The sequence below is a fragment of the Shinella sp. GW835-FHT14H05 genome, from assembly GCF_058793575.1.
The window spans coordinates 231,347-251,839 of record NZ_JBXAFY010000005.1 but is presented as its reverse complement, the minus strand read 5'-3'; the positions used below and the strand labels follow the sequence as shown (position 1 = coordinate 251,839).

General features: G+C 64.3%; 21 protein-coding genes, 1 tRNA gene and 2 riboswitches. Of the genes, 13 read left to right on the top strand and 9 right to left on the bottom strand.

Features of this window, described 5'->3' with window-relative positions; genetic code table 11:
- The first annotated feature begins 182 nt into the window (after positions 1-182).
- Positions 183-752 (top strand): CarD family transcriptional regulator, encoded by a 570-nt coding sequence (locus tag AC1Q6Z_RS17910; RefSeq protein WP_256119495.1) that lies wholly within the window; start codon positions 183-185, stop codon positions 750-752.
- 258 nt (positions 753-1,010) lie between these two features.
- Positions 1,011-1,871 carry an RNA polymerase factor sigma-32 gene (locus tag AC1Q6Z_RS17905; RefSeq protein WP_435268318.1) on the top strand — a complete coding sequence of 287 codons (861 nt, stop codon included), beginning with the start codon at positions 1,011-1,013 and terminating at the stop codon, positions 1,869-1,871.
- Positions 1,872-2,080: 209 nt separating this feature from the next.
- On the opposite strand, the gene AC1Q6Z_RS17900 is transcribed toward AC1Q6Z_RS17905, so the two are convergent.
- The 4 genes from AC1Q6Z_RS17900 to thiB all read right to left on the bottom strand — a co-directional run bounded on the left by AC1Q6Z_RS17900 (position 2,081) and on the right by thiB (position 7,149).
- On the bottom strand, positions 2,081-3,559 hold the full coding sequence (locus AC1Q6Z_RS17900; RefSeq protein WP_256119497.1) for a M48 family metalloprotease: 1,479 nt from the start codon (positions 3,557-3,559) through the stop codon (positions 2,081-2,083).
- A gap of 240 nt (positions 3,560-3,799) precedes the next feature.
- Positions 3,800-4,519 (bottom strand): thiamine ABC transporter ATP-binding protein, encoded by a 720-nt coding sequence (gene thiQ, locus AC1Q6Z_RS17895; protein WP_439618062.1) that lies wholly within the window; start codon positions 4,517-4,519, stop codon positions 3,800-3,802.
- Positions 4,512-6,137 carry a thiamine/thiamine pyrophosphate ABC transporter permease gene (thiP, locus tag AC1Q6Z_RS17890; RefSeq protein ID WP_492648749.1) on the bottom strand — a complete coding sequence of 542 codons (1,626 nt, stop codon included), beginning with the start codon at positions 6,135-6,137 and terminating at the stop codon, positions 4,512-4,514. The genes thiQ and thiP overlap by 8 nt, the downstream gene beginning before the upstream one ends.
- Positions 6,138-6,141: 4 nt before the next feature.
- The gene (thiB, locus tag AC1Q6Z_RS17885) at positions 6,142-7,149 is read right to left on the bottom strand and encodes a thiamine ABC transporter substrate binding subunit (protein ID WP_492648748.1); all 1,008 of its coding nucleotides are present in this window, start codon (positions 7,147-7,149) and stop codon (positions 6,142-6,144) included.
- 55 nt (positions 7,150-7,204) lie between these two features.
- Positions 7,205-7,319, bottom strand: a riboswitch (TPP riboswitch).
- 139 nt (positions 7,320-7,458) lie between these two features.
- Between thiB and AC1Q6Z_RS17880 the strand changes: the two genes are divergently transcribed.
- The 7 genes from AC1Q6Z_RS17880 to AC1Q6Z_RS17850 all read left to right on the top strand — a co-directional run bounded on the left by AC1Q6Z_RS17880 (position 7,459) and on the right by AC1Q6Z_RS17850 (position 13,345).
- Positions 7,459-7,635: a hypothetical protein gene (locus tag AC1Q6Z_RS17880; protein ID WP_256121560.1), complete on the top strand. Its 177-nt coding sequence runs from the start codon at positions 7,459-7,461 to the stop codon at positions 7,633-7,635.
- Positions 7,636-7,775: 140 nt separating this feature from the next.
- Positions 7,776-8,435, top strand: coding sequence for a thiamine diphosphokinase (locus AC1Q6Z_RS17875; protein ID WP_492648822.1), 660 nt, complete (start codon positions 7,776-7,778; stop codon positions 8,433-8,435).
- A gap of 3 nt (positions 8,436-8,438) precedes the next feature.
- Positions 8,439-10,259: an ABC-F family ATP-binding cassette domain-containing protein gene (locus tag AC1Q6Z_RS17870; RefSeq protein WP_492648747.1), complete on the top strand. Its 1,821-nt coding sequence runs from the start codon at positions 8,439-8,441 to the stop codon at positions 10,257-10,259.
- A 109-nt stretch (positions 10,260-10,368) separates the two neighbouring features.
- Positions 10,369-10,617, top strand: a complete 249-nt coding sequence (locus tag AC1Q6Z_RS17865; RefSeq protein WP_435268323.1) for a hypothetical protein — start codon at positions 10,369-10,371, stop codon at positions 10,615-10,617.
- A 99-nt stretch (positions 10,618-10,716) separates the two neighbouring features.
- Positions 10,717-10,794: riboswitch (SAM riboswitch) on the top strand.
- A 59-nt stretch (positions 10,795-10,853) separates the two neighbouring features.
- The gene (metA, locus tag AC1Q6Z_RS17860; RefSeq protein WP_492648746.1) at positions 10,854-11,783 is read left to right on the top strand and encodes a homoserine O-acetyltransferase MetA; all 930 of its coding nucleotides are present in this window, start codon (positions 10,854-10,856) and stop codon (positions 11,781-11,783) included.
- On the top strand, positions 11,780-12,232 hold the full coding sequence (locus tag AC1Q6Z_RS17855; protein WP_439618066.1) for a GNAT family N-acetyltransferase: 453 nt from the start codon (positions 11,780-11,782) through the stop codon (positions 12,230-12,232). The genes metA and AC1Q6Z_RS17855 overlap by 4 nt, the downstream gene beginning before the upstream one ends.
- Positions 12,233-12,328: 96 nt before the next feature.
- A complete protein-coding gene (locus AC1Q6Z_RS17850) occupies positions 12,329-13,345 on the top strand; it encodes an aldose epimerase family protein (RefSeq protein ID WP_492648745.1) in 1,017 nt (338 codons plus the stop codon).
- 40 nt (positions 13,346-13,385) lie between these two features.
- Here AC1Q6Z_RS17850 and AC1Q6Z_RS17845 read toward each other — a convergent pair whose 3' ends face one another.
- The 4 genes from AC1Q6Z_RS17845 to AC1Q6Z_RS17830 form a co-directional block, all read right to left on the bottom strand.
- Positions 13,386-14,702 carry an MFS transporter gene (locus AC1Q6Z_RS17845; protein ID WP_492648744.1) on the bottom strand — a complete coding sequence of 439 codons (1,317 nt, stop codon included), beginning with the start codon at positions 14,700-14,702 and terminating at the stop codon, positions 13,386-13,388.
- A gap of 45 nt (positions 14,703-14,747) precedes the next feature.
- On the bottom strand, positions 14,748-15,113 hold the full coding sequence (locus AC1Q6Z_RS17840) for a MarR family winged helix-turn-helix transcriptional regulator (protein WP_435268328.1): 366 nt from the start codon (positions 15,111-15,113) through the stop codon (positions 14,748-14,750).
- A gap of 222 nt (positions 15,114-15,335) precedes the next feature.
- Positions 15,336-16,079, bottom strand: a complete 744-nt coding sequence (locus AC1Q6Z_RS17835) for an endonuclease/exonuclease/phosphatase family protein (protein ID WP_435268329.1) — start codon at positions 16,077-16,079, stop codon at positions 15,336-15,338.
- A 140-nt stretch (positions 16,080-16,219) separates the two neighbouring features.
- Positions 16,220-16,294 (bottom strand) — tRNA-Gly (locus tag AC1Q6Z_RS17830).
- Positions 16,295-16,511: 217 nt separating this feature from the next.
- Here AC1Q6Z_RS17830 and AC1Q6Z_RS17825 point away from each other — a divergent pair.
- The 4 genes from AC1Q6Z_RS17825 to AC1Q6Z_RS17810 all read left to right on the top strand — a co-directional run bounded on the left by AC1Q6Z_RS17825 (position 16,512) and on the right by AC1Q6Z_RS17810 (position 19,101).
- Complete coding sequence (locus AC1Q6Z_RS17825) at positions 16,512-17,021, top strand: prolyl-tRNA synthetase associated domain-containing protein (protein ID WP_492648743.1); 510 nt, start codon at positions 16,512-16,514, stop codon at positions 17,019-17,021.
- A 94-nt stretch (positions 17,022-17,115) separates the two neighbouring features.
- Positions 17,116-18,084 carry a thioredoxin gene (trxA, locus tag AC1Q6Z_RS17820; protein ID WP_492648742.1) on the top strand — a complete coding sequence of 323 codons (969 nt, stop codon included), beginning with the start codon at positions 17,116-17,118 and terminating at the stop codon, positions 18,082-18,084.
- 137 nt (positions 18,085-18,221) lie between these two features.
- Positions 18,222-18,902 (top strand): LON peptidase substrate-binding domain-containing protein, encoded by a 681-nt coding sequence (locus AC1Q6Z_RS17815; RefSeq protein WP_492648821.1) that lies wholly within the window; start codon positions 18,222-18,224, stop codon positions 18,900-18,902.
- 10 nt (positions 18,903-18,912) lie between these two features.
- Complete coding sequence (locus AC1Q6Z_RS17810) at positions 18,913-19,101, top strand: Trm112 family protein (protein WP_256119510.1); 189 nt, start codon at positions 18,913-18,915, stop codon at positions 19,099-19,101.
- Positions 19,102-19,201: 100 nt separating this feature from the next.
- Here AC1Q6Z_RS17810 and AC1Q6Z_RS17805 read toward each other — a convergent pair whose 3' ends face one another.
- The gene (locus AC1Q6Z_RS17805) at positions 19,202-20,476 is read right to left on the bottom strand and encodes a ubiquinone biosynthesis hydroxylase (protein ID WP_492648820.1); all 1,275 of its coding nucleotides are present in this window, start codon (positions 20,474-20,476) and stop codon (positions 19,202-19,204) included.
- Between the last annotated feature and the right edge of the window lie 17 nt (positions 20,477-20,493).

Below are 20,493 nucleotides of genomic sequence, written 5' to 3'. Positions count from 1 at the left end.
CTCAACGCCGCTCACCTCCCATAGGCAGCTCCGGTTGCTCAAATGTGAACGCGTCGCAGGGACTTTTTTTGCGCATGGCGGACGGACCAGTGGTGACACCGAGAGGTGCCCCCCGTCTTTCCCGGGTCCCCAGACCCACCCGGCCCATGGGCCGGGAGCGTAACAGGGAGTATTTGAACAGAATGACGACCCCGCAGAAGAAATCTTCCACGCGCCACGGCTTCAAGACCGGTGAATCCATCGTTTATCCCGCTCACGGCGTCGGCCAGATCGTCGCCATCGAGGAGCAGGAAGTCGCCGGCATGAAGCTCGAGCTTTTTGTCATCGATTTCGAAAAGGACAAGATGCGTCTCAAGGTGCCGGTTGCCAAGGCCGTTTCCATCGGCATGCGCAAGCTGTCGGAGACCGATTTCGTCGAGCGCGCGCTGAAGGTTGTCCAGGGCAAGGCTCGCGTGAAGCGCACCATGTGGTCGCGCCGCGCGCAGGAATATGATGCCAAGATCAATTCGGGCGACCTGATCTCGATCGCCGAAGTGGTCCGCGACCTGTACCGTGCCGAAAACCAGCCGGAACAGTCCTATTCCGAGCGCCAGCTCTATGAAGCCGCCCTCGACCGCATGGCCCGCGAAATCGCCGCCGTCAACAAGATGTCGGAAACCGAGGCCGTTCGCCTCGTCGAAACCAACCTGAGCAAGGGTCCGAAGCGTGGCAAGGCCATCGAAGAGGACGACTCGCAGGACGAAGCGGCCTGATTTAGGGCACTCTTCGGTTTTTTAAAGCCCGGCTGGAAACAGCCGGGTTTTTTTGTGGAACTTTTTTGCGGCGCACCCGTTTCGCAGACCGAGGACGACCGGCTCTTCCGGCGGCCGCGGGGGTGGCGCAAACCACTTTATTTTCTCGAAAGCCGCTTTCGGGCAATCCGTCGGTCCACCTGAAACGTCATCGTCATATCAGGCGTCGAGGAGATTACGCCTCTTCACGCCGGTTCGGTTCACGTGGAGACACTCGCCATGGCTACGACGACCGCAGACCGCCGCATGATCAAGCTCGCCATGTCCGCTCCCTATCTTGAAAGGGACGAGGAACAGGCGCTGGCCCAGGCCTGGAAGTACGACAAGGATCAGGAAGCCCGCAACCGCATTGCCATGGCCCATATGCGCCTGGTCGTCTCCATGGCGGGCAAGTTCCGCAATTTCGGCCTGCCGCTCGGCGATCTCGTGCAGGAAGGCTATATCGGCCTGCTCGAGGCCGCCGCCCGCTTCGAGCCGGAGCGCCAGGTGCGCTTCTCCACCTATGCAAGCTGGTGGATCCGCGCCTCGATCCAGGATTATGTGCTGCGCAACTGGTCGATCGTGCGCGGCGGCACCAGTTCGGCGCAGAAGGCGCTGTTCTTCAATCTCCGGCGGCTGCGCGCCCGGCTCGCCCGCGGCGATACGCACCTGACCAGCGAGGCCATGCACCAGGAGATCGCCGTGGCGCTCGGCGTCAGCACCGCCGACGTGCGCACCATGGACGCCCGCCTCTCCGCCTCAGACGTCTCCCTCCAGGCGCCGATCTCATCCGCCGAGGGTGAAGGCTCCAACCGCATGGATTTCCTCACCAGCGACGCGCCCCTTCCCGATGAACAGGCCCTCGACAGCATCGACGGTGAACGCCGCCATCATTGGCTGCACGCGGCACTCGGCCAGCTCAACGAGCGCGAGATGAAGATCATCCGCGCCCGCCGCCTGGCGGAGAACGGCGCGACGCTGGAGGAACTGGGCTCCCTGCTCGGCATTTCCAAGGAACGCGTGCGCCAGATCGAGAACCGGGCGCTGGAAAAGCTGAAGGCCGTGCTGATAAGCAAGACCACGGATTTCGCCTACGCTTGAGGCGCGTTGCCGATGGGTCCTCGGGTCAAGCCCGAGGATGACGGAGGGGAGGATTGCCCAGCAAGTCTGGCGAGGCTCTCCGTAAGGCAAGGTCGGTTAGCGGCTCCGTGAGCAGCACTCTATCCGTCATTCCCAAACATCTCAGAAAACTCCGTCATCCTCGGGCTTGACCCGAGGATCCACGGTCTGGCGCCATCCGCGCGCGCCAACTACTCGCTGATAATCTTGAACTTTTCGCCCGGCCGCACCGTGCTGGTCACCGTCATCGCGTTGATCAGCCGGAACAGGTCGAGCTTGCGGTCGGTGCCCATCATGCGCCCGGCAAGCGAGGCGACGGTGTCGCCGGCGCGTGCCGAGATGACGCGGACCCTGAGCGGCTTCAGCGAGGCGACTTCCGGGGCCGTCAGCTTGCGGAACGAGGCCCTGAGGGTGGCAGCCGTCGGCTCCAGCGACTTCGAACCCGCCGGCACGGCCGTCAGGAAGCGGTAGATCTGGTCGTCGATGCGCACCACCGTGACGTCGAAGTCCCAGCGGTCGGCGGCAGCCTTGGCGGTGGCGCCCTCCAGCCCGTTGATCATGATCGGCTGGATGGTTTCCGGCCGCAGCCCCGTCACCCAGCCGCTCGAAATATAGTTGACCAGGTCCTGCTTGCGGCTGTCGGCCACACCGTCGAAGCGGATCGCCACGTCGCCCGGTCCCGTCGCAAGCACCGCGTCGGCCTTGTTGTCGATCTGGAACCCGGCCGGCACGTCGAAGCGGATGCCGAGCTTGCCGTGCAGGAAGGTCTGGCCGCGCACATAGCCCTCTTCCGGCGCATCGCCGTAGAGCAGGCCGTCGATGCCGGCGAGGTAATAGTCGCGGCCGCGATCGCCGTTCGTGCCTTCCGCGCCGAAGGCGCGCGCATGGAGGCGCGCAAGCTCCACGCGCTGAGGCGCGTTCGGGTGGCTCGACAGGAAGTCGAGGCTCTGGTCGGAATCGGGATCGACCGCGGTGAAGCGCGCATAGGCGGCCATGGAATCGAGGAAGCGCGCCGCCGCATAGGGGTCGTAACCCGCCTCGCCCAGCATGCGCACGCCGATGACATCGGCCTGGAGCTCCTGGTTGCGCGAGAAGGCGGCAAGCCGCAGTTTCCCGCGCGCCAAGGCCTGTTTGCCGGCAATGTTGCTGGAGAGCACTTCGGCCACCACGCGGCTCGCGATGACCTCCGCCTCTTCCTTCTTCTGCCGCTCGATGCCGTGGTTGGCAGTGACGTGCGCCATCTCATGCGACAGCACGGCCGCCACTTCCGAGGCGTCATTGGCGAGTGCCAGCAGGCCGCGCGTCACGTAAAGATAACCGCCCGGCAGCGCGAAGGCGTTGATCGCCGGCGAATTCAGGATGGTGATGCGGTAGGACTGGTTCGGGTTTTCCGAGACGAGCGTCAGCGCGCCGGCAATGCGCGCGACGAGCCGCTCTGTCTTGGCGTCCTTGTATTCGCCGCCATAGCTCGCCACGATGCGCGGATGCTCGCGCGCACCCATCTGGGCGCGCGGATCGTTCTTCTGCACCTCTTCGACGATCTGCGGATTGGAAGAGGGCGAGATCGTCGGCTCATAGGTCTGCTCGATGATCGACTGGCAGCCGGACAGCAGCATGCCGGCAAGCACCAGCGCCGCGACAGGTCTCAAAACCCCGCGCCCGGATACCATTGCAGCTTCCTGCGTTGCTTTCGCCATCTCTTCTGCCCACAGCCCTAAAGGGTCCACGTCCGAACCGCAACCCTTAGGTGCAGTCGAAACACCCATGTTCGCGCCTTCGAATGGATGAGATAGACGCACCATACCCGGCCGGCAACTCCCGATTCGACAAACGGTTCCCTTGTGGCTCCGGTGACACAGGGGGGCGTCCAAATTGTGGCGGGGTGGCGGGGCAAAAACAGCCCCAGCCCGCTAAATCGCGGAATGACCGAGGAATTTTGCAACGGCTGGTGGATGCCGGCTCACGAGGAATTCATCCGCCGGCGCATCGAGCAGGATCACGCCGGCCTCCAGGAACATCACCCGGTCGGCAAGCCGGCGGATATCCTCCGGCTGGTGGGTGATGAAGAGCAGGGTGCTTTTCGTCTCGGCGCGAAGCTCCGAGAGCAGTTTGGCCATGTCCGCCCGCATGGCCGGGTCGAGGGCCGCGAAGGGCTCGTCGAGCAGGAGGATCGGCCGGCGCCGCACCAGCGCGCGGGCAAGCGCCACCCGCTGCCGCTCGCCGCCGGAAAGCGAGCCCGGCATGCGCCGCTCGTAACCGCCAAGCCCGACGCGCGACAGCGCCGAAAACACGCGCTGGCGCGCCGCCGTATCGAGCTTCAGCCCCGGATCGATGCCGAGCCCGACATTTTCGGCAACGCTCAGATGCGCGAAGAGATTGTTGTCCTGGAAGATGATCGAGACCGGCCGCTCCGCGGGATCGCGCGCCGCCATGTCCTGACCGAGCAGCGCGACCGTGCCCGTCGCCGGTTTCTGGAAGCCGGCGATCACGTTGAACAGGGTGGACTTTCCCGCACCCGACGGGCCTGCGACGGCGACCGCGGCACCGGCGGGAATGGCGCAGTCGAAAGCGAGCCGCTTCTCGTCGAAACGCACGGTGACGTCGGAAAGGCGGATCGCGGTATCAGGCATCGGCGGCAGGTCTTTCGGTCGTTCGGTCGACTGCGGTCGAGGGCAGCGTCAGCAGAAGGCATATCACGCCGAGGATTAGCGCGATGCCCGCGGCATCCGCCGTGCGATAGCTCGCCATGCGGGAGAAGAGCAACCAGGGCAGCGTCACGAAACCATCCGCACCGAAGATGGCGACGGCGCCGAGGTCGCCGAGCGACAGCGCCATGGCGAAGGCGAAGGCGGTGAGGAAGGGTTTCTTCAGCGCCGGCCAGTCGATCCATCGCAGGCGATGCATGCCGGTGACGCCGAGGCTCAGCGCCAGCCGCGCGGTGCGCGACAGGTGTGTGCGATAGGCGGGCTCCAGCACACGCACGACGAAGGGCAGCGCCATCAGCGCATTGATGACGGTGATGATGGCGGGCGCGAAACGCCCGGTCTCGCCGAACAGGCGCAGCACCAGAAACCAGCCCGTCGCGACGACGACCGGCGGCACGAGCAGGATCAGCGAGCCTGTGGCCGGCAGCGCCCGGCCGATCAGCCGCGTTGTAAGGCCGGCATCGCCGGTCTCGGCAAGGCGTGGCACGAGCACAATGGGCAGCGCAATCGCAAGGCTGAGGCTGGCCGAGGCGAAGGAGATGGCGAGGCTGGTGAACAGCGCCCTCTGCAGCAGCGGATCGACCGCCAGCCGGCCAAAATCCGCGGAAAGGCCGGAGGCGAGGGTGGCCGCGAGCGGGGCCGCGGTGAACAGCGTGAAGGCGAGGATGACGAAACCATCGGTCACGCGCCGCCGGCGACCATCGAAACGGCGGATCGCGCGGCCCGCCGTCACCCCCTCGTCCGGCGGCCTGCCGAACAGCGAGATCAGCCAGAGCAGCGCCGCCGTGACCAGGATTTGCAGGAAGGCGAGCAGCACGGCGCGCTGGGGATCGAAATCGAAGCGCAGCGCCTGGTAGATCGCCACCTCGATGGTGGTGGCCGCAGGCCCGCCGCCGAGCGTCAGCACGATGGTGAAACTCGTCGCGCAGAGCATGAAGACGAGGCCCGCGATGCCCGGCAGCACGCGGCGGATGACCGGCCATTCGATCAGCCGGAAGACCGCACCATTGCCCATGCCGAGATTGGCCGAACTCAGCCAATATTCCGGCGGAATGCGATCGAGGGCGGCAAGCAGGAAGCGCGCGGCGAGCGGCAGGTTGAAGAAGACATGGGCGATCAGGATGCCGGTGAGGCCATAGACGCTGACCGGGTTTTGCAAGCCACCGAGCCGTAAAAGATCATTGACGACGCCCTGCCGCCCCCAGATCTCGATGACGCCGAGTGCGGCCACCAGCGCCGGCAGGCCGAGCGGCACGACGGAAAGCCGGATGATCCAGACCCGCCCCCAAAAATCCCGCTGCCGGGCGAGCGCCCGGGCAACAGGAATGGCGAGTATTATAGAAAGCAAGGTCGACAGCGTCGCCTGCAGCAGCGTGAACTGCGCGACCCGCCAGATATAGGCGTCGAAGAGCGGCGCACCGCCCCCGCCGCCCGCATGCGCCAGAAGCACGGCCGTCGCCGCGCCGACGAAGACGAGCACGACGCCGAGGGCAAACCCCCCGGCGACGCGCAGCGTCCGGCGTTCGGCGCGGGCGAAGAACATCACCTTATTTGGCGCTCATGGCGGCGAGCCATTCGTCGATCCAGGCCTTGCGGTTGGCCGCGACCTCGTCCGACGACATCAGGAAGGTCTTTTCCGGCTTCACCAGCGCGTCGAAGGCGGCAGGCAGCGGGTCCTTGGTCTTGCCGGCCGGCATCATCCAGTTGGTTTCCGGAATGATCGACTGGAAATCCGGCCCGGTCATGAAGGTCAGGAACTGCCGCGCAAGATCCTTGTCGTCGGAAGTGCGCGTCAGGCCGGCCACTTCGATCTGCACATAGTGCCCTTCGGAGAAGGCGGCCGCCTTGTAGCGCTCGGTGTTTTCGGCGATGACGTGATAGGCCGGCGACGTCGTGTAGGACAGCACCATCGGCGCCTCGCCCTTGGTGAAGAGGCCGTAAGCCTCCGACCAGCCGGGCGTGACCGTCAGCACGCGATCCTTGAGCTTGCCCCAGGCCTCACCGGACTTGTCGCCATAGACGGACTTCACCCAGAGCAGCAGGCCGAGCCCCGGGGTGGACGTGCGCGGGTCCTCGATGACGATTTTCTGCGCCGGATCACCCTCGACCAGCTCCTTCAGGCTCGTCGGCGGCGTCTTTATCGTCTCGGTGTCGTAGATGACGGCGAAATGGCCATAGTCGTAGGGCAGGAACGTGTCGTCGGAAAAGCCGCCCGGCACCGTCAGGCCTTCCGGCGACAGACCATGCGCTTCGAAGAGCCCGGTCGCCTTCGCCTCGGTGATGAGGTTGGTGTCGAGGCCGAGCACCACGTCGGCCTTGGTGCCCTCACCTTCGAGCTTGAGGCGCGTCAGGAGCTCGACGCCATCGGCGACGCCGACCCATTCGACCTTGCAGCCGCAGGTCTTGGCGAAGGCTTCAGCCACCTTCGGCCCCGGGCCCCATTCGGAAACGAAGCTCTCATAGGTATAGACGGTCAGCGTCTTTTCCTGCGCCAGCGCAGGCAAGGCGAAGGAAACGGCAAGGGCCGCGATCGAGGTGAGGAATGTCTTGCGCATCGGCGCCTCCCTAGTCTGTTCACAAACTTCTGTTCACAAAACGGGAATAGGGCGCTGGAATGTGCCGTCTAATCCCTCCGCCGGTACGAGCCGGATCAGGTTCTTCGGGTTGGCGGAACCGCCTCTCAGCCAGTGGGTCGAAAACCCGCGTGGCACCCCGTTAGAGCAAGGCAAGGCATAATCCCGCTTGCAGCGCGGCGCAAGAGGCAAGGCCCTGTTCCATGCGGAACAGCGCGCGGCGGGGCGATGTGGGAAAGTCTGATCACTGGATGAGAGAGGCTCATCCCTCAGAGATCAGGAGAAACTTCCATGCGCAAGATCATCATTTCCGCCGCCATCGCAGCCGTCGCCGCCATCTCCTTCGCCGCCCCCTCGCAGGCCGGCTATTACAGCTACGGCTACAAGCCGCATTGCTTCATCAAGAAGGTGAAGTCCTACGACTACTACGGCAACGTCATCATCAAGAAGATCAAGGTCTGCAAGTAAGCCTTCTTAACCCCGCTGACCTCCCCCAAGGCCCGGATGTCCCCTGCATCCGGGTCCTTTGCCGTTTGCGGTTACGACAGGCGTCCCGCCAAAATCTTTCCCTTTCTGGAGAACATGCGCTAAGGGCATCAGCCATGACCATGCCCGCACCGACAGACCCGTTCTTCGTCGTCCTCCTGGGAGGCGCGCTCCAGGCGACGCCGCGCCTTGCCGCGGATGTTGCGGGCGCGCGTTTCGTGGCGGCCGATGGCGGCATGCGCCACGCGGCGGCGCTCGGCGTGAGACCGGAAATCTGGGTCGGCGATTTCGATTCCACCCCGCCGGAGCTGCTGGACGCCTGGCCGGATATCGAACGCCAGCCCTATCCCGTCGCCAAGAACGAGACCGACGGCGCCATCGCCGTCTCCGTCGCCATCGAGCGCGGCGCGCAAAAAATCGTGCTGGCCGGCGCGCTCGGCGGCGAGCGCTCCGACCATGCGCTGATGCACCTCATCCATGCCGTGTCGCTGGAAGAGCAGGGTTTTGCCATCAAGCTCACCTCCGGCACGGAGGAGGCCTGGCCGCTCCTGCCCGGCACGCGCGAGATCGACCTGCCGAAGGGCAGCCTGTTTTCCGTGCTCGGCCTCTCGCCGCTTGCCGGCCTCGACATCGGCAACGTGCGTTATCCGCTGAAGGACTTTTCCTTGCCCTTCGGCTCGTCGCGCACCATTTCCAACGTCGCGGAAGGGCCGGTTCGCCTTTCGCTCGCCTCCGGCCGCGCGATCTTCATCGCCCGGCCCTATGACCTTTCAGGAGCCTGACCCTTGGCACCGCCCATCCTCAAACTCGACGATATCTTCCTGAGCTTCGGCGGCACGCCGCTGCTTGCCGGCGCCAGCCTGCAAGTCGAGCCCGGCGACCGCATCTCCCTTGTCGGCCGCAATGGCTCGGGCAAGTCGACGCTGATGAAGATCGCCGCCGGCCTGGCGGAAGCGCAGTCCGGCGAAGTGTTCCGCCACCCCTCCGCCACCATCCGCTACCTGCACCAGGCGCCGGATTTCGACGGCTACGAGACGGTCGCCGCCTATGCCGAAGCGGGCCTCGGCCCGAGCGACGATCCCTATCGCGTCACCTACCTGCTCGAACATCTGGGGCTGACCGGCGCCGAGCACCCGGCGTCGCTTTCGGGCGGCGAGGCGCGCCGCGCGGCACTCGCCCGCGTCATGGCCCCGGAACCGGACATCCTTCTGCTCGACGAGCCGACCAACCATCTCGACCTGCCGACCATCGAATGGCTGGAAGGCGAGCTGCAATCGACCCGCTCGGCCCTCGTCGTCATCTCGCACGACCGTCGTTTCCTCGAAAAGGTCTCCAACGCCACCGTCTGGCTCGACCGCGGCCAGTCGCGGCGGCTGAACCGCGGTTTCGGCCATTTCGAAGCCTGGCGCGACGAGGTGCTGGAGGCCGAGGAACTGGAACAGCACAAGCTCGGCAAGGCGATCGAGCGCGAGGAACACTGGCTGCGCTACGGCGTGACGGCACGCCGCAAGCGCAACATGCGCCGCCTCGGCGCGCTGCACGATCTGCGCTCGCGCTACCGCGGCCACAAGGGGCCACAGGGCAGCGTGCAGGCGAGCGCCTCCGACGCCCAGGAATCCGGCAAGCTGGTGATCGAGGCGGAAAAGATCACCAAGGCTTACGGCGAGCGCACCATCGTCGCGCCCTTCTCGATCCGCGTGCATCGCGGTGATTGCATCGGCCTCGTCGGCCCGAACGGCGCCGGCAAGACGACGCTGCTCAAGATGCTGACCGGCCAGCTCGCGCCCGACAGCGGCACGGTGAAACTCGGCACGAACCTGGAAATCGCCACGCTCGACCAGCGCCGCGAGAACCTGAACCTCGACGACACGCTCGGCCATTATCTCACCGACGGCCGCGGCGAGACGCTGCTCGTCAATGGCGAACAGCGGCATGTCACCGGCTACATGAAGGAATTCCTGTTCCAGCCCGAACAGTCCCGCACGCCGATCCGCAACCTGTCCGGCGGCGAGCGCGCGCGCCTCATGCTGGCGCGCATCCTGTCGCGCCCGACCAACCTCTTGATCCTCGACGAACCGACCAACGACCTCGACATCGAGACGCTCGACCTGTTGCAGGAGATCGTCGCGGGTTTTGCCGGCACCGTGCTGCTCGTCAGCCACGATCGCGACTTCCTCGACCGCACCGTGACCTCGACCATCGCGCCTGCCGATCCGGAAAACCCGGACGGCCGCTGGATCGAATATGCCGGCGGCTATACCGACATGATGGCGCAGCGCCGCGGCGCGATCGAGGAGAAGCGCCGGGCGGACAAGGCCGAGAAGGCGAAGACGGTCGACACCGCAGCGCCTGCGGAAGCAAAAGGCAAGGCGAAACTCTCCTACAAGCAGAAATTCGCGCTCGAAAACCTGCCGAAGGAGATGGAGAAGACGGAAAAGGAGATCGCCGCCCGCGAGGCGAAGATGGCCGATCCAGCACTCTTCACCAAGGATCCCGCCACCTTCAACAAGCTTGCCGCCGAGATGGAAAAACTGCGCGCGTCCCTCACGAAGATGGAAGAGGAATGGCTGGAACTGGAGATGCTGCGCGAGGAGCTGGAGGGCTGAAAAGCGGCCTGTTCCATGCGAAACAGCGCAGATAAGGGCGATGTGGGAAAGTCTGATCACTGGACGAGAGGAGCTCATCCGGTAACCCGAAAGAGATCAGGAGAGTCCCATGCGCAAGTTCATTATATCTGCAGTCGTCGCCGTCGTCGCTGCTGTTTCCTTCGCCGCCCCGTCCGAGGCCGGCTATTACGGTTACGGTCACAAGAGCTACGGCTGGAAGAGCCACGGCTACGGCCACCATGGCTACAACCGGCACTACCGCGTCAAGCGTCATTACGGCGGCTACTACGGCCACCGTTGGGGCGGCCACTGGGGCGGCAAGGTCTACTACAAGAAGCGCCACTACAACTACTACTAAGCGCTTGACGCTTTGAAGGAGCAAGGCCCGGATGCTACCCGCATCCGGGCCTTGCCCGTTTCCGGGGACGGATTGATTCGCACGGAAACTAGCGCTATCTAAAACGCTCGTGGTGATTTGGCCGGCCGGCTTGCAGCCACGTTAAACAAGTTGCTAAAGGGCCGCGCGAGGAAGACCTTACGTGGACCGGTTGCGACACTGTTGCGGCCGGTTTTTGTTTTTCGATCGAGTGACCCATGCCCATCAAGATTCCCGATACGCTTCCCGCCTTCGAAACCCTCGTCAACGAGGGCGTGCGGGTGATGACCGAGACGGTGGCGATCCGCCAGGATATCCGCCCCTTGCAGATCGGGCTGCTCAACCTCATGCCGAACAAGATCAAGACCGAAGTGCAGATGGCGCGCCTCGTCGGCGCCTCGCCGCTCCAGGTGGAGCTGTCGCTGGTGCGCGTCGGCGGCCACCGCGCCAAGAACACCTCGGAAGATCACCTGCTCGCCTTCTACGATACGTGGGAAGAGGTGCGGCACCGCAAGTTCGATGGTTTCATCATCACCGGCGCGCCAGTGGAGACGCTCGACTACGAGGACGTCACCTATTGGGACGAGATGAAGCGCATCCTCGACTGGACCGAGACCAACGTGCATTCCACGCTCAACGTCTGCTGGGGCGCGATGGCGGCGATCTACCATTTCCACGGCGTGCCCAAGCACACGCTGGAGGAAAAGGCCTTCGGCGTGTATCGCCACCACAATCGCAGGCCGTCATCCGTGTATCTCAACGGCTTCTCCGACAATTTCGAGGTGCCGGTCTCGCGCTGGACAGAGGTTCGCATTGAGGACATCCATGCGGTGCCCGGGCTCAACATCCTGCTCGATTCCGACGAGACGGGCGTGTGTTTCGTGCAGGAGAAGGCCGGAAACCGGCTCTACATCTTCAACCATGTGGAATATGATTCGACCTCGCTTGCCGACGAATATTTCCGTGATGTCTCGGCCGGCGTGCCGATCAAGCTGCCGAAGAACTATTTTCCGCACAACGACCCGTCGCTGCCGCCGCAGAACCGCTGGCGCGGCCATGCGCACCTTCTATTCGGCAACTGGATCAATGAAATCTACCAGACCACGCCCTATGATCTGGAAAACATCGGAACAGGAGCCCGACCATGAGCCGTGTCGTCATTCGCCCCCTGCACACCGACGATGAAGGCGAATGGCGGCGCCTGTGGACCGCCTATCTCGCCTTCTACGAGACGGTGCTACCGGAAGAGATTTTCGCCACCACCTTCGCCCGGCTGACGGGCGAGACGGCCGACGGCGAATTCCGCGGCCTTATCGCCACGCTGGATGGCAAGCCGGTCGGCCTGGCCCATTACCTCTTCCACCGCTCCTGCTGGACGGTCAACAATGTCTGCTACCTGCAGGACCTCTATGCCGATCCTGAGGTGCGCGGCTCCGGCATCGGCCGGGCTTTGATCGAAGGCGTCTATGCCAAGGCGAAGGAGGCGGGTTCGCCGGAAGTCTACTGGATGACGCAGGAATTCAACGCGACGGCGCGTCAACTCTATGACCGCATCGCCGACAAGACGCCCTTCATCATTTACCAGAAATCCTTCTGAGGGCGCCCTCCGAAAAGTATGATTTTTTCGGTTGCGGGTGACAGGGAAATTGCAGCAGGTTGCCGCGCGTTGAAAGCCGGCGGAGGAGAGGCAAGCGTGGGTGCAGGCAATGAAATCTTCGGCCGCCTGGAAAATGGCGCGGCGGTCGAGCGCATCACGATCAAAGGCGGCGGGCTCACCGCCCATGTGCTCACCTGGGGCGCGGTCATCCAGGACCTCCGGCTCGAAGGCCACGATGCACCGCTCGTCCTCGGTTTCGAAGACCTTGCCGCCTACCACGAGCATTCCCCCTATTTCGGCGCCACCCCCGGGCGCTGCGCCAACCGCATCGCCGGCGGCCGGTTCTCGGTCGACGGCCAGGACTACCAGCTCGAACGCAATGAGCGCGGCGTCACGCACCTGCATGGCGGCAGCGACGGCACCGGCCGGCAGAACTGGCACGTCGCCGGCCAGGGCGCCGACTTCGTCACGCTGACGCTGACCGATCCCGCTGGCCGCGCCGGTTATCCCGGCACCTGCGCCCTCACCTGCACCTATCGGCTCTCGGGCGATGGCGTGCTCGCCGTCACCTACGAAGCGACGACCAATGCGCCGACCCCGGTGAACCTCTGCCAGCACAGCTATTTCATCCTCGACGCCAGCACCGACGCGCTTGGCCACGAAATCCGCCTTCAGGCCGAGCATTACCTGCCCGTCGACGAAAACCTGATCCCGACCGGCGAGATCCGCCCCGTCGCCGGCACGCCATTCGACCTGCGCGACTGGACGCCGCTCCGCCGGCAGACCGAAGAAGGCGGCGTCGCCTTCGACCACAATTTCTGCCTCTCGACCGCGCGGCAGGCAAAACGCCCGGTGGCCGAGGTCCGCAGCCCCCTCTCCGGCATCACGCTTTCGGTGCTGACCACCGAGCCCGGCGTGCAGCTCTACACCGGCGCGAAGGTCGCCTCGCCCGTCCCCGGCCTCGACGGCCGCAGTTACGGCCCCTTCGCCGGCTTCTGCCTGGAAACCCAGACCTGGCCGGACGCCATTAATCACGGAAACTTCCCGAACGCCGTGCTCCGGCCCGGCGAGACGCTGCGGCAGGAAACCGACTACGTGTTCCGCAAGGGCTGAGGCAAGAAAAAGGGCCAGTTCTTCGCTGGCCCTTTCGCGTTCAGGCCGGCTGCGGCTGTGCTTCCGGCACCTTGGGTTCGCGGATCGTCACCACGGCGAGCGCGCCGATCAGGCAGAGCAGGCCGGCGATGAAGAAGGCCGGCAGGTAGGTTTCATAGGCCGTCCGGGTGAACCCGGCGCCCCAGGCGGCGAAGGCGGCGCCCAGCTGGTGGCCGGCGAAGACCCAGCCGAAGATGATGGGCGCCCGAGACCCGAAGCGATCGATAGTGAGCTTGATGGTGGGCGGCACGGTCGCGACCCAATCCAGCCCGTAGAACACCGCGAAGATCGACAATTCGAAATAGCTGAAGCTGGTGAACGGCAGGTAGACCAGCGAAAGCCCGCGCAGGCCATAATACCAGAACAGCAGGGTGCGGCTGTCGAAGCGGTCGGAAAGCCAGCCGGAGCCGATCGTGCCGGCAATGTCGAAAATGCCGATGATCGCCAGCATGCCGGCCGCCGCCACCGCCGCCATGCCGAAATCGCTGCACAGCGAGATGAAATGTGTCTGAACCAGCCCGTTCGTGCTGGCGCCGCAGATGAAGAAGGTTCCGAACAGTACCCAGAAGGTGCGCGTCTGCGCCGCCTCCATCAGCGCGGTGATCGGAGAGACCAGCATCGCCGAAAACGTCTGGCGCGGCGGCGGCGCCGTCGGCAGCCCGCCCGTCGCGCCATAGGGCGCAAGGCCGACATCGGACGGATAGTCGCGCATGAAGACGAGCACCGCGATCATCGCCAGGAACAGCATCGCGAGAATGACCGTCAGCGCCTCCCGCCAGCCGAGGCTTTCGGTCAGCGACGCCATCAGCGGCAGGAACACCAGCTGCCCGGTCGCCGTGCTCGCCGTCAGAAGGCCGACGACAAGGCCGCGCCGGGTGGCAAACCAGCGCGTGGCGATCGTCGCCCCGAGAACCAGCGCCGTCAGCCCCGTGCCGAACCCGACGACGACGCCCCACAGAAGCATGAGCTGCCACAGTTCCGTCATGGCGAAGGAGCCGAGGATGCCCGCGCCGATCAGAAGGAGTGCTGCGCTCGCCACCTGCCGAACCCCGAACCGGTTGATGAACGCCGCCGCGAACGGCCCCATCAGGCCGAACAGCACGAGACGGATGGCAAGGGCCGAGGAAATCTCCGACGTGCTCCAGCCGAATTCCTGCTGCAGCGGACCGATCAGCACGCCCGGCGTACCGAGGGCGCCTGCCGTCACCAGCATCGTCAGGAAGGTCACCGCCGCCACCACCCAGCCATAGTGAATGCCGCGCCGGGCACAGAAGCGCGAAAGCGCCGTCGTCCCGGCGAAAGACATGTCGTTCTGCATGAAACATCCAATCTACGGGTAGATACCCGCTTCAATGCCAAAAAATCACAGCAGGCTATTCAATTCCGTCAGAAGCGCCAGTTTTTCCGGCCCCAGACGCCCCGCCACATCGTCCTGGCAGGCCTGCCACAGCGGCACCGAAGCCCGAAGCGTCTCCACCCCCTGCTCGCTCAACAGCACCAGCGCCTCGCGATGATCGTCCCCCCGCCCGAACCGAACCAGCCCCATCCGCTCCAAAACCCGCACATTGCGCCCCAGCGTCGAACGATCCAGCTCCAGATGCCGCCCCAGCTCCGTCAAACTCACCGGCTGCCGCCGCTCGACATTCCTCAGCAGCGAAAACTGCGCAATATTAATCCCCATCGGCTCAAGCGCATCATCATAAAGCGCACTGAGCTTCCGATTGGCCATCCTCAAGCGATTGCAGTAGCAAGGTGCCGACATAATGCGGGTATATGCCCGAAATAACCTCGAAGTCAAGCGAGTTGCCCGGATGGCAGCGGCACCGAAGGCCAAAAACAAAAAAACCCAGCGAACCGAGGCTTCGGAACTTTGGAAAGAATAAAGCAGAAAAGAGAAATTCAAACGCTCGACCGCAAACTAGGCATCGTTCTCTAAACATTAAATTGCGATTTAGATATCAATCGCTACAGAAATCCCGTCGTGATCGCTGAGGGGCCGGCCGAGGCTTCGTCGGCTATATCCTTGACGTAAAGTCGCTCGGAAATGCCGGCTGCCCCCGATATGGCAGACAGGCTGATACTCAAGGCCTGGAACAGCACCTTGCGTCCAGATATCAAATCCAGCCAAGGCGTCCTCCAACTCTCCAAACACTCTTTCAGGTGAGCGGCGACGTGGAATACGCTGATTGAGGTCCCCGATGATTATTACAGGGTGCGAAGAGTTTGCCGTTCCCTGAATTCGCTTAAAACCGCGCAGGTACGTGACGTGATCTTCCCATAGTGCGCGATTGCGGTTGCCTGTCGTAACGTGGGCTCTTTCCCAAGGCACGCATACTCCCACCACTCGCACTGGGCCGAGACTGGTATCCGTTACGCCTTCGACGTACCTGCCCGATGACAGTTCGGCAGATCCGAAATCATCGATCTCGTGCCATGGATGCTTGCTCCATAGCGCGACCTTCCGTCTGCCGGGCGTGATCGGGTAGCCGTAGTCCGGCTGGCTAAAAATGCCGTGCCACCCGGTTCCCAGAAAGTCAGTGTACGACTCAGGGCAACAGACAATCTCTGGATCATCCGCCAGAAGCCGTTCAATAATCTGCTCGCCCGCCCATGACATGCGGCGGTGCCATTCGACATTCCAGCAGGAGATTCGCATCGATATATCCGTGGCGCCAATGAAGTTGTCCGACGCCATGATTGCATACAGAGTCGAAGCTGCGAACCTGTAACCGTGCGGTAACCGCGGCCAGAGGAGCCGTTTTCTGCCCGTTCCATTTCAACCGCGCCAAAAACACAAAAGCCCCGGCAACCGAGGCTTTGAACCATTAGGAAGAATGGAGCGGGTGAGGCGATTCGAACGCCCGACCCCAACCTTGGCAAGGTTGTGCTCTACCCCTGAGCTACACCCGCTCATCGTCGACGGCCTGGGGTAGTCGGTGGCCGAAGGTCGCTGCGTTGCGGCGACGGGCGCTATATCGCTCAAGCCCTTTCCAAATGCAACAGGGAAATGTCAGTTTTTGCAGAAAAAATCGCGATGACTTTCAAAGTCGCGGATTTTCAGGCGGTTGCGCGCGGGCGGCGGACGTCCTATCAGCGGGCAGGACCAAATCATGCCGGGACGCGCCAAATGACCGACACGCAGCCGAAGACCGACAAGGATCTTTTTCAGTTTCTCGATAGGCTCGGCATCGCCCACAGCACCAAGGAGCACGCGCCGGTCTTCACCGTCGCCGAATCGGTGGCGCTGCGCGACGAGATCCCCGGCGGCCATACAAAGAACCTCTTCGTGAAGGACAAGAAGGACAACTACTTCCTGATGACCGTCGAGGAACATGCGACGGTCGACCTGAAGACGGTGCACACGATCATCGGCGCGTCGAGCCGTGTTTCCTTCGGCAAGCCGGAGAAGCTGATGGAATATCTCGGCGTCATCCCGGGTGCCGTCACCGCCTTCGGCGTGATCAACGATGCGGGACGCCAGGTGAAGATCATCATCGACGCGGACCTGATGGCCTATGATACGATCAACGGCCATCCGCTGCGCAACGACGCGACGACCTCGATCGGCTCGAAGGATCTTCTGCGCTTCATTGAGGCGACGGGACACGAGCCGCTTGTCTTGAAAGTCACGTCCTGACATACGATTTGAGGGGCGGTACTTTCCGGGCCGGACACGAGGATCGCCGGACACGAGGATCGAAGGCGCGACGCGCGCGCCACAGGAGCAGACCATGAGTGCAAGCGACAACCCCTATGCATCGTCCTATGGCGGGCAGATGAACGTTTCGGCGAGCTATGGCGGCGGCGCGGCACCGGCGGCGGACGACAGCGTCAAGGACACGACGACGGCGAATTTCTCCCGTGACGTGCTGGAGGCCTCGCGCAAGCAGCCCGTGCTCGTCGATTTCTGGGCGCCCTGGTGCGGCCCGTGCAAGCAGCTCCAGCCGATCATCGAAAAGGTCGTGCGCGAGAGTGCCGGCCGGGTGAAGCTCGTCAAGCTCAACATCGACGACCATCCCTCCATTCCCGGCCAGCTCGGCATCCAGTCCATCCCCGCCGTCATCGCCTTCGTGGGCGGGCGGCCGGTCGATGGCTTCATGGGCGCCGTGCCGGAAAGCCAGGTGCGCGAATTCATCGACAAGGTCGCCGGCCCCGCGGGCGCCGACGAGAAGGCCGAGATCGAGGCGCTGCTTGCCGAAGCGAAAACCCTGTTCGACGCGGGCGACCTTGCGGGTGCTGCCGATCTCTACGGCGCGCTGCTGCAGGCCGATCCGGAGAACCCGCTGGCGCTGGCCGGCATCGCCGAATGCATGATCGCCGCCGGCCAGCCGGAAAACGCCCGCCAGATCCTCGCCAATGCGCCGGAAGCGGTTACCGCCGATCCAGCCGTCGTGGCGGTCCTCAAGAAGCTCGACCAGATCGAGGAAGCCCGCAAGCTGGGCGATCCCGCAGCGCTCGAACAGGCGCTGGCTCAGAACGCCGATGACCATGCGGCACGGCTGAAGCTTGCCAAGATCCGCAATGTCGAGGGCGACCGCCAGGCGGCGGCCGATCACCTGCTCTACATCATGAAACACGACCGCACCTTCGACGACGATGGCGGGCGCCGCGAGCTGCTGCAGTTCTTCGAGGTCTGGGGACCGAAGGATCCGGCGACGATCGCCGCCCGGCGCAAGCTGTCGTCGATCCTGTTTTCCTGAGGCTTTTTTGCCGCGGAATGGCACAGGTCCCTTGAGAAACGCCGCGCCTACCCCACATTGCGGGGAGGCGCCATGGCGAAGGGCGGGCGATGTTTCGCCGTGCTGCGGAATGGGCCGCGGAATGGGAAGGCAATGCCATGCATGTGGGTAATGCGCGTTATCTGAAGCCGGCGGACCTGCCTGAGGCCATCCCCGTCTTTCCGTTGACGGGTGCCCTGCTGCTGCCCGGCGGGCAGCTGCCGCTCAATATCTTCGAGCCGCGCTATCTCTCCATGTTCGACGACGCGCTCGCCTCGCACCGGCTGATCGGCATGGTGCAGCCGGTCTTCGGCGCCGACAAGGTGGACGATGCCTCAAGCGACACGCCGGCGCTCTGCCAGGTCGGCTGCATCGGCCGCATCACCTCCTTTGCCGAAACGGGCGACGGGCGCTATATCGTCTCGCTCACCGGCGTGTGCCGCTACCGGCTGTTGGAAGAGCGGCGCGACGACAAATCCTATCGCAGCTTCCACATCGCCCCCTTCATCACCGACCTGACGGCAAGTGACGACGAACAGAGCGTCGACCGCGATGCGCTGCTGGCCGCCTTCAAAGCCTATCTCGACGCCAACAAGCTGGAGGCGGACTGGGAGAGCGTGGAGCGTGCCAGCAACACCACGCTGGTCAATTCCATGGCGATGATGTCTCCCTATGGCCCGGCGGAAAAGCAGGCGCTGCTGGAAGCGCCGGACCTGAAGACGCGCGCGGAAACCCTGATCGCCATCACCGAGATCGTGCTGGCGCGCGAATACGGCGACGTCGATACGATGCTGCAATAGGGTGGCCGCGATGAATGCCAGCACCAGCCGGGTCGATCCTAAATTGCTCGAACTTCTCGTCTGCCCGCTGACCAAGGGGCGGCTGAGCTACGATGCCAAGACCGGCGAACTCATCTCCGAAAAAGCGAAACTCGCCTATCCGATCCGCGACGGCATTCCGATCATGCTGATATCGGAAGCCCGAGAAATCAAGGATTGAGTGCCGGGTGCCGGCAAAAGCCTGGCAACCTCTCCTCCGTCATGGTCGGGCTTGACCCGACCATCCATGCCGCGGGTGGCGTGTGGCAATAAGCCGTCAATCAGATCGGCTGACCGACAAGCATGCGCGGATGCCCGCTGCCGGAGGTGCCTTCGGCCTGGCGGATGAAGAAGGATTTGAGACCGGGCAGGCGATCGACCACGCCGAGGCCGACATCGCGCAGCACGCGCAATGGCGTCACGTCGTTGGAGAACAGCCGGTTCAGCACATCGGTGGTGATGCCCATGCGCACCGTATCGAAGCGGCGCCAGGTCTCGTAGCGCTCCAGCACCGACGTCGCGCCGATATCGAGGCCGAGGCGATCGGCCTCGACGATCGTTTCAGCGAGCGCCGCCACATCCTTGAAGCCGAGATTGAGGCCCTGGCCGGAAATCGGGTGGATGCCGTGCGCGGCGTCGCCGGCGAGCGCGAAGCGTGGGCCGACAAAGGCGCGCGCCAGCGTCAGGCCGAGTGGGAAGGCGCGGCGGCCACCAGCGACCTTGAGAGGGCCGAGCTTGTGGCCGAAGCGGCGCTCCAACTCTTCCTCGAAAACCAGGTCGTCGCTTTCCACGAGGCGGCGGGCATCCTCCGTGCGCTCGGTCCAGACGAGCGAGGAGCGGTTGCCGGTGAGCGGCAGGGTGGCGAAGGGGCCGGCGGGCAAAAAGTGTTCTTCCGCGGTGCCGTCATGCGGGCGCTCGTGCTCGACCGTGGTGACGATGCCGGACTGGCCGTAGTCGAAATGCACGGTCTTGATGCCGGCCATGTCGCGCAATTTCGAGCGCACGCCGTCGCAAGCGACGAGCAGGCGGGTCTGGCGTTCGGAGCTGTCGGAGAGGCGCACGGCCGTCGCGTGCAGGCCGGTGGCAAAACCCTCCGCGGAGGTCGACCAGCGCACAGCGATGCCGAGGATCTCGGCCTGGCGCAGCAGGCTGCCCGTCATGGCGCGGTTCGGCACCATATGGGCGAAGGGCTGGCCGTCGTCGCCGGAGCCGGCACCTTCGAAGGTGAGGAAGACGGGGCGCACCGGATCGGCCGTGCGCGAATCGGTGATGACCATGCGGCGGATCGGTTCCGCCTCCGGCGCGATCTCGTTCCACACGCCAAGCACGTCGAGCAGGTTGCGCGCGGCCGCCACGATCGCCGAGGCGCGCTCGTCCTTCTGCCAGACATGGTCCGGCGCGCCGTCGACGACTTCGACGGCGAGATGCGGTGCGGCTTTCTTGATGGCGACGGCGAGCGACAGGCCGACATAACCGCCGCCGGCGACAAGCACGTCGAGCATGGTGCCTTCAGACATGGTCTTCTCCTGGCCGCTTGAGGTCTCCTGCCCCTCTATATAGAGGAGGAAGTACC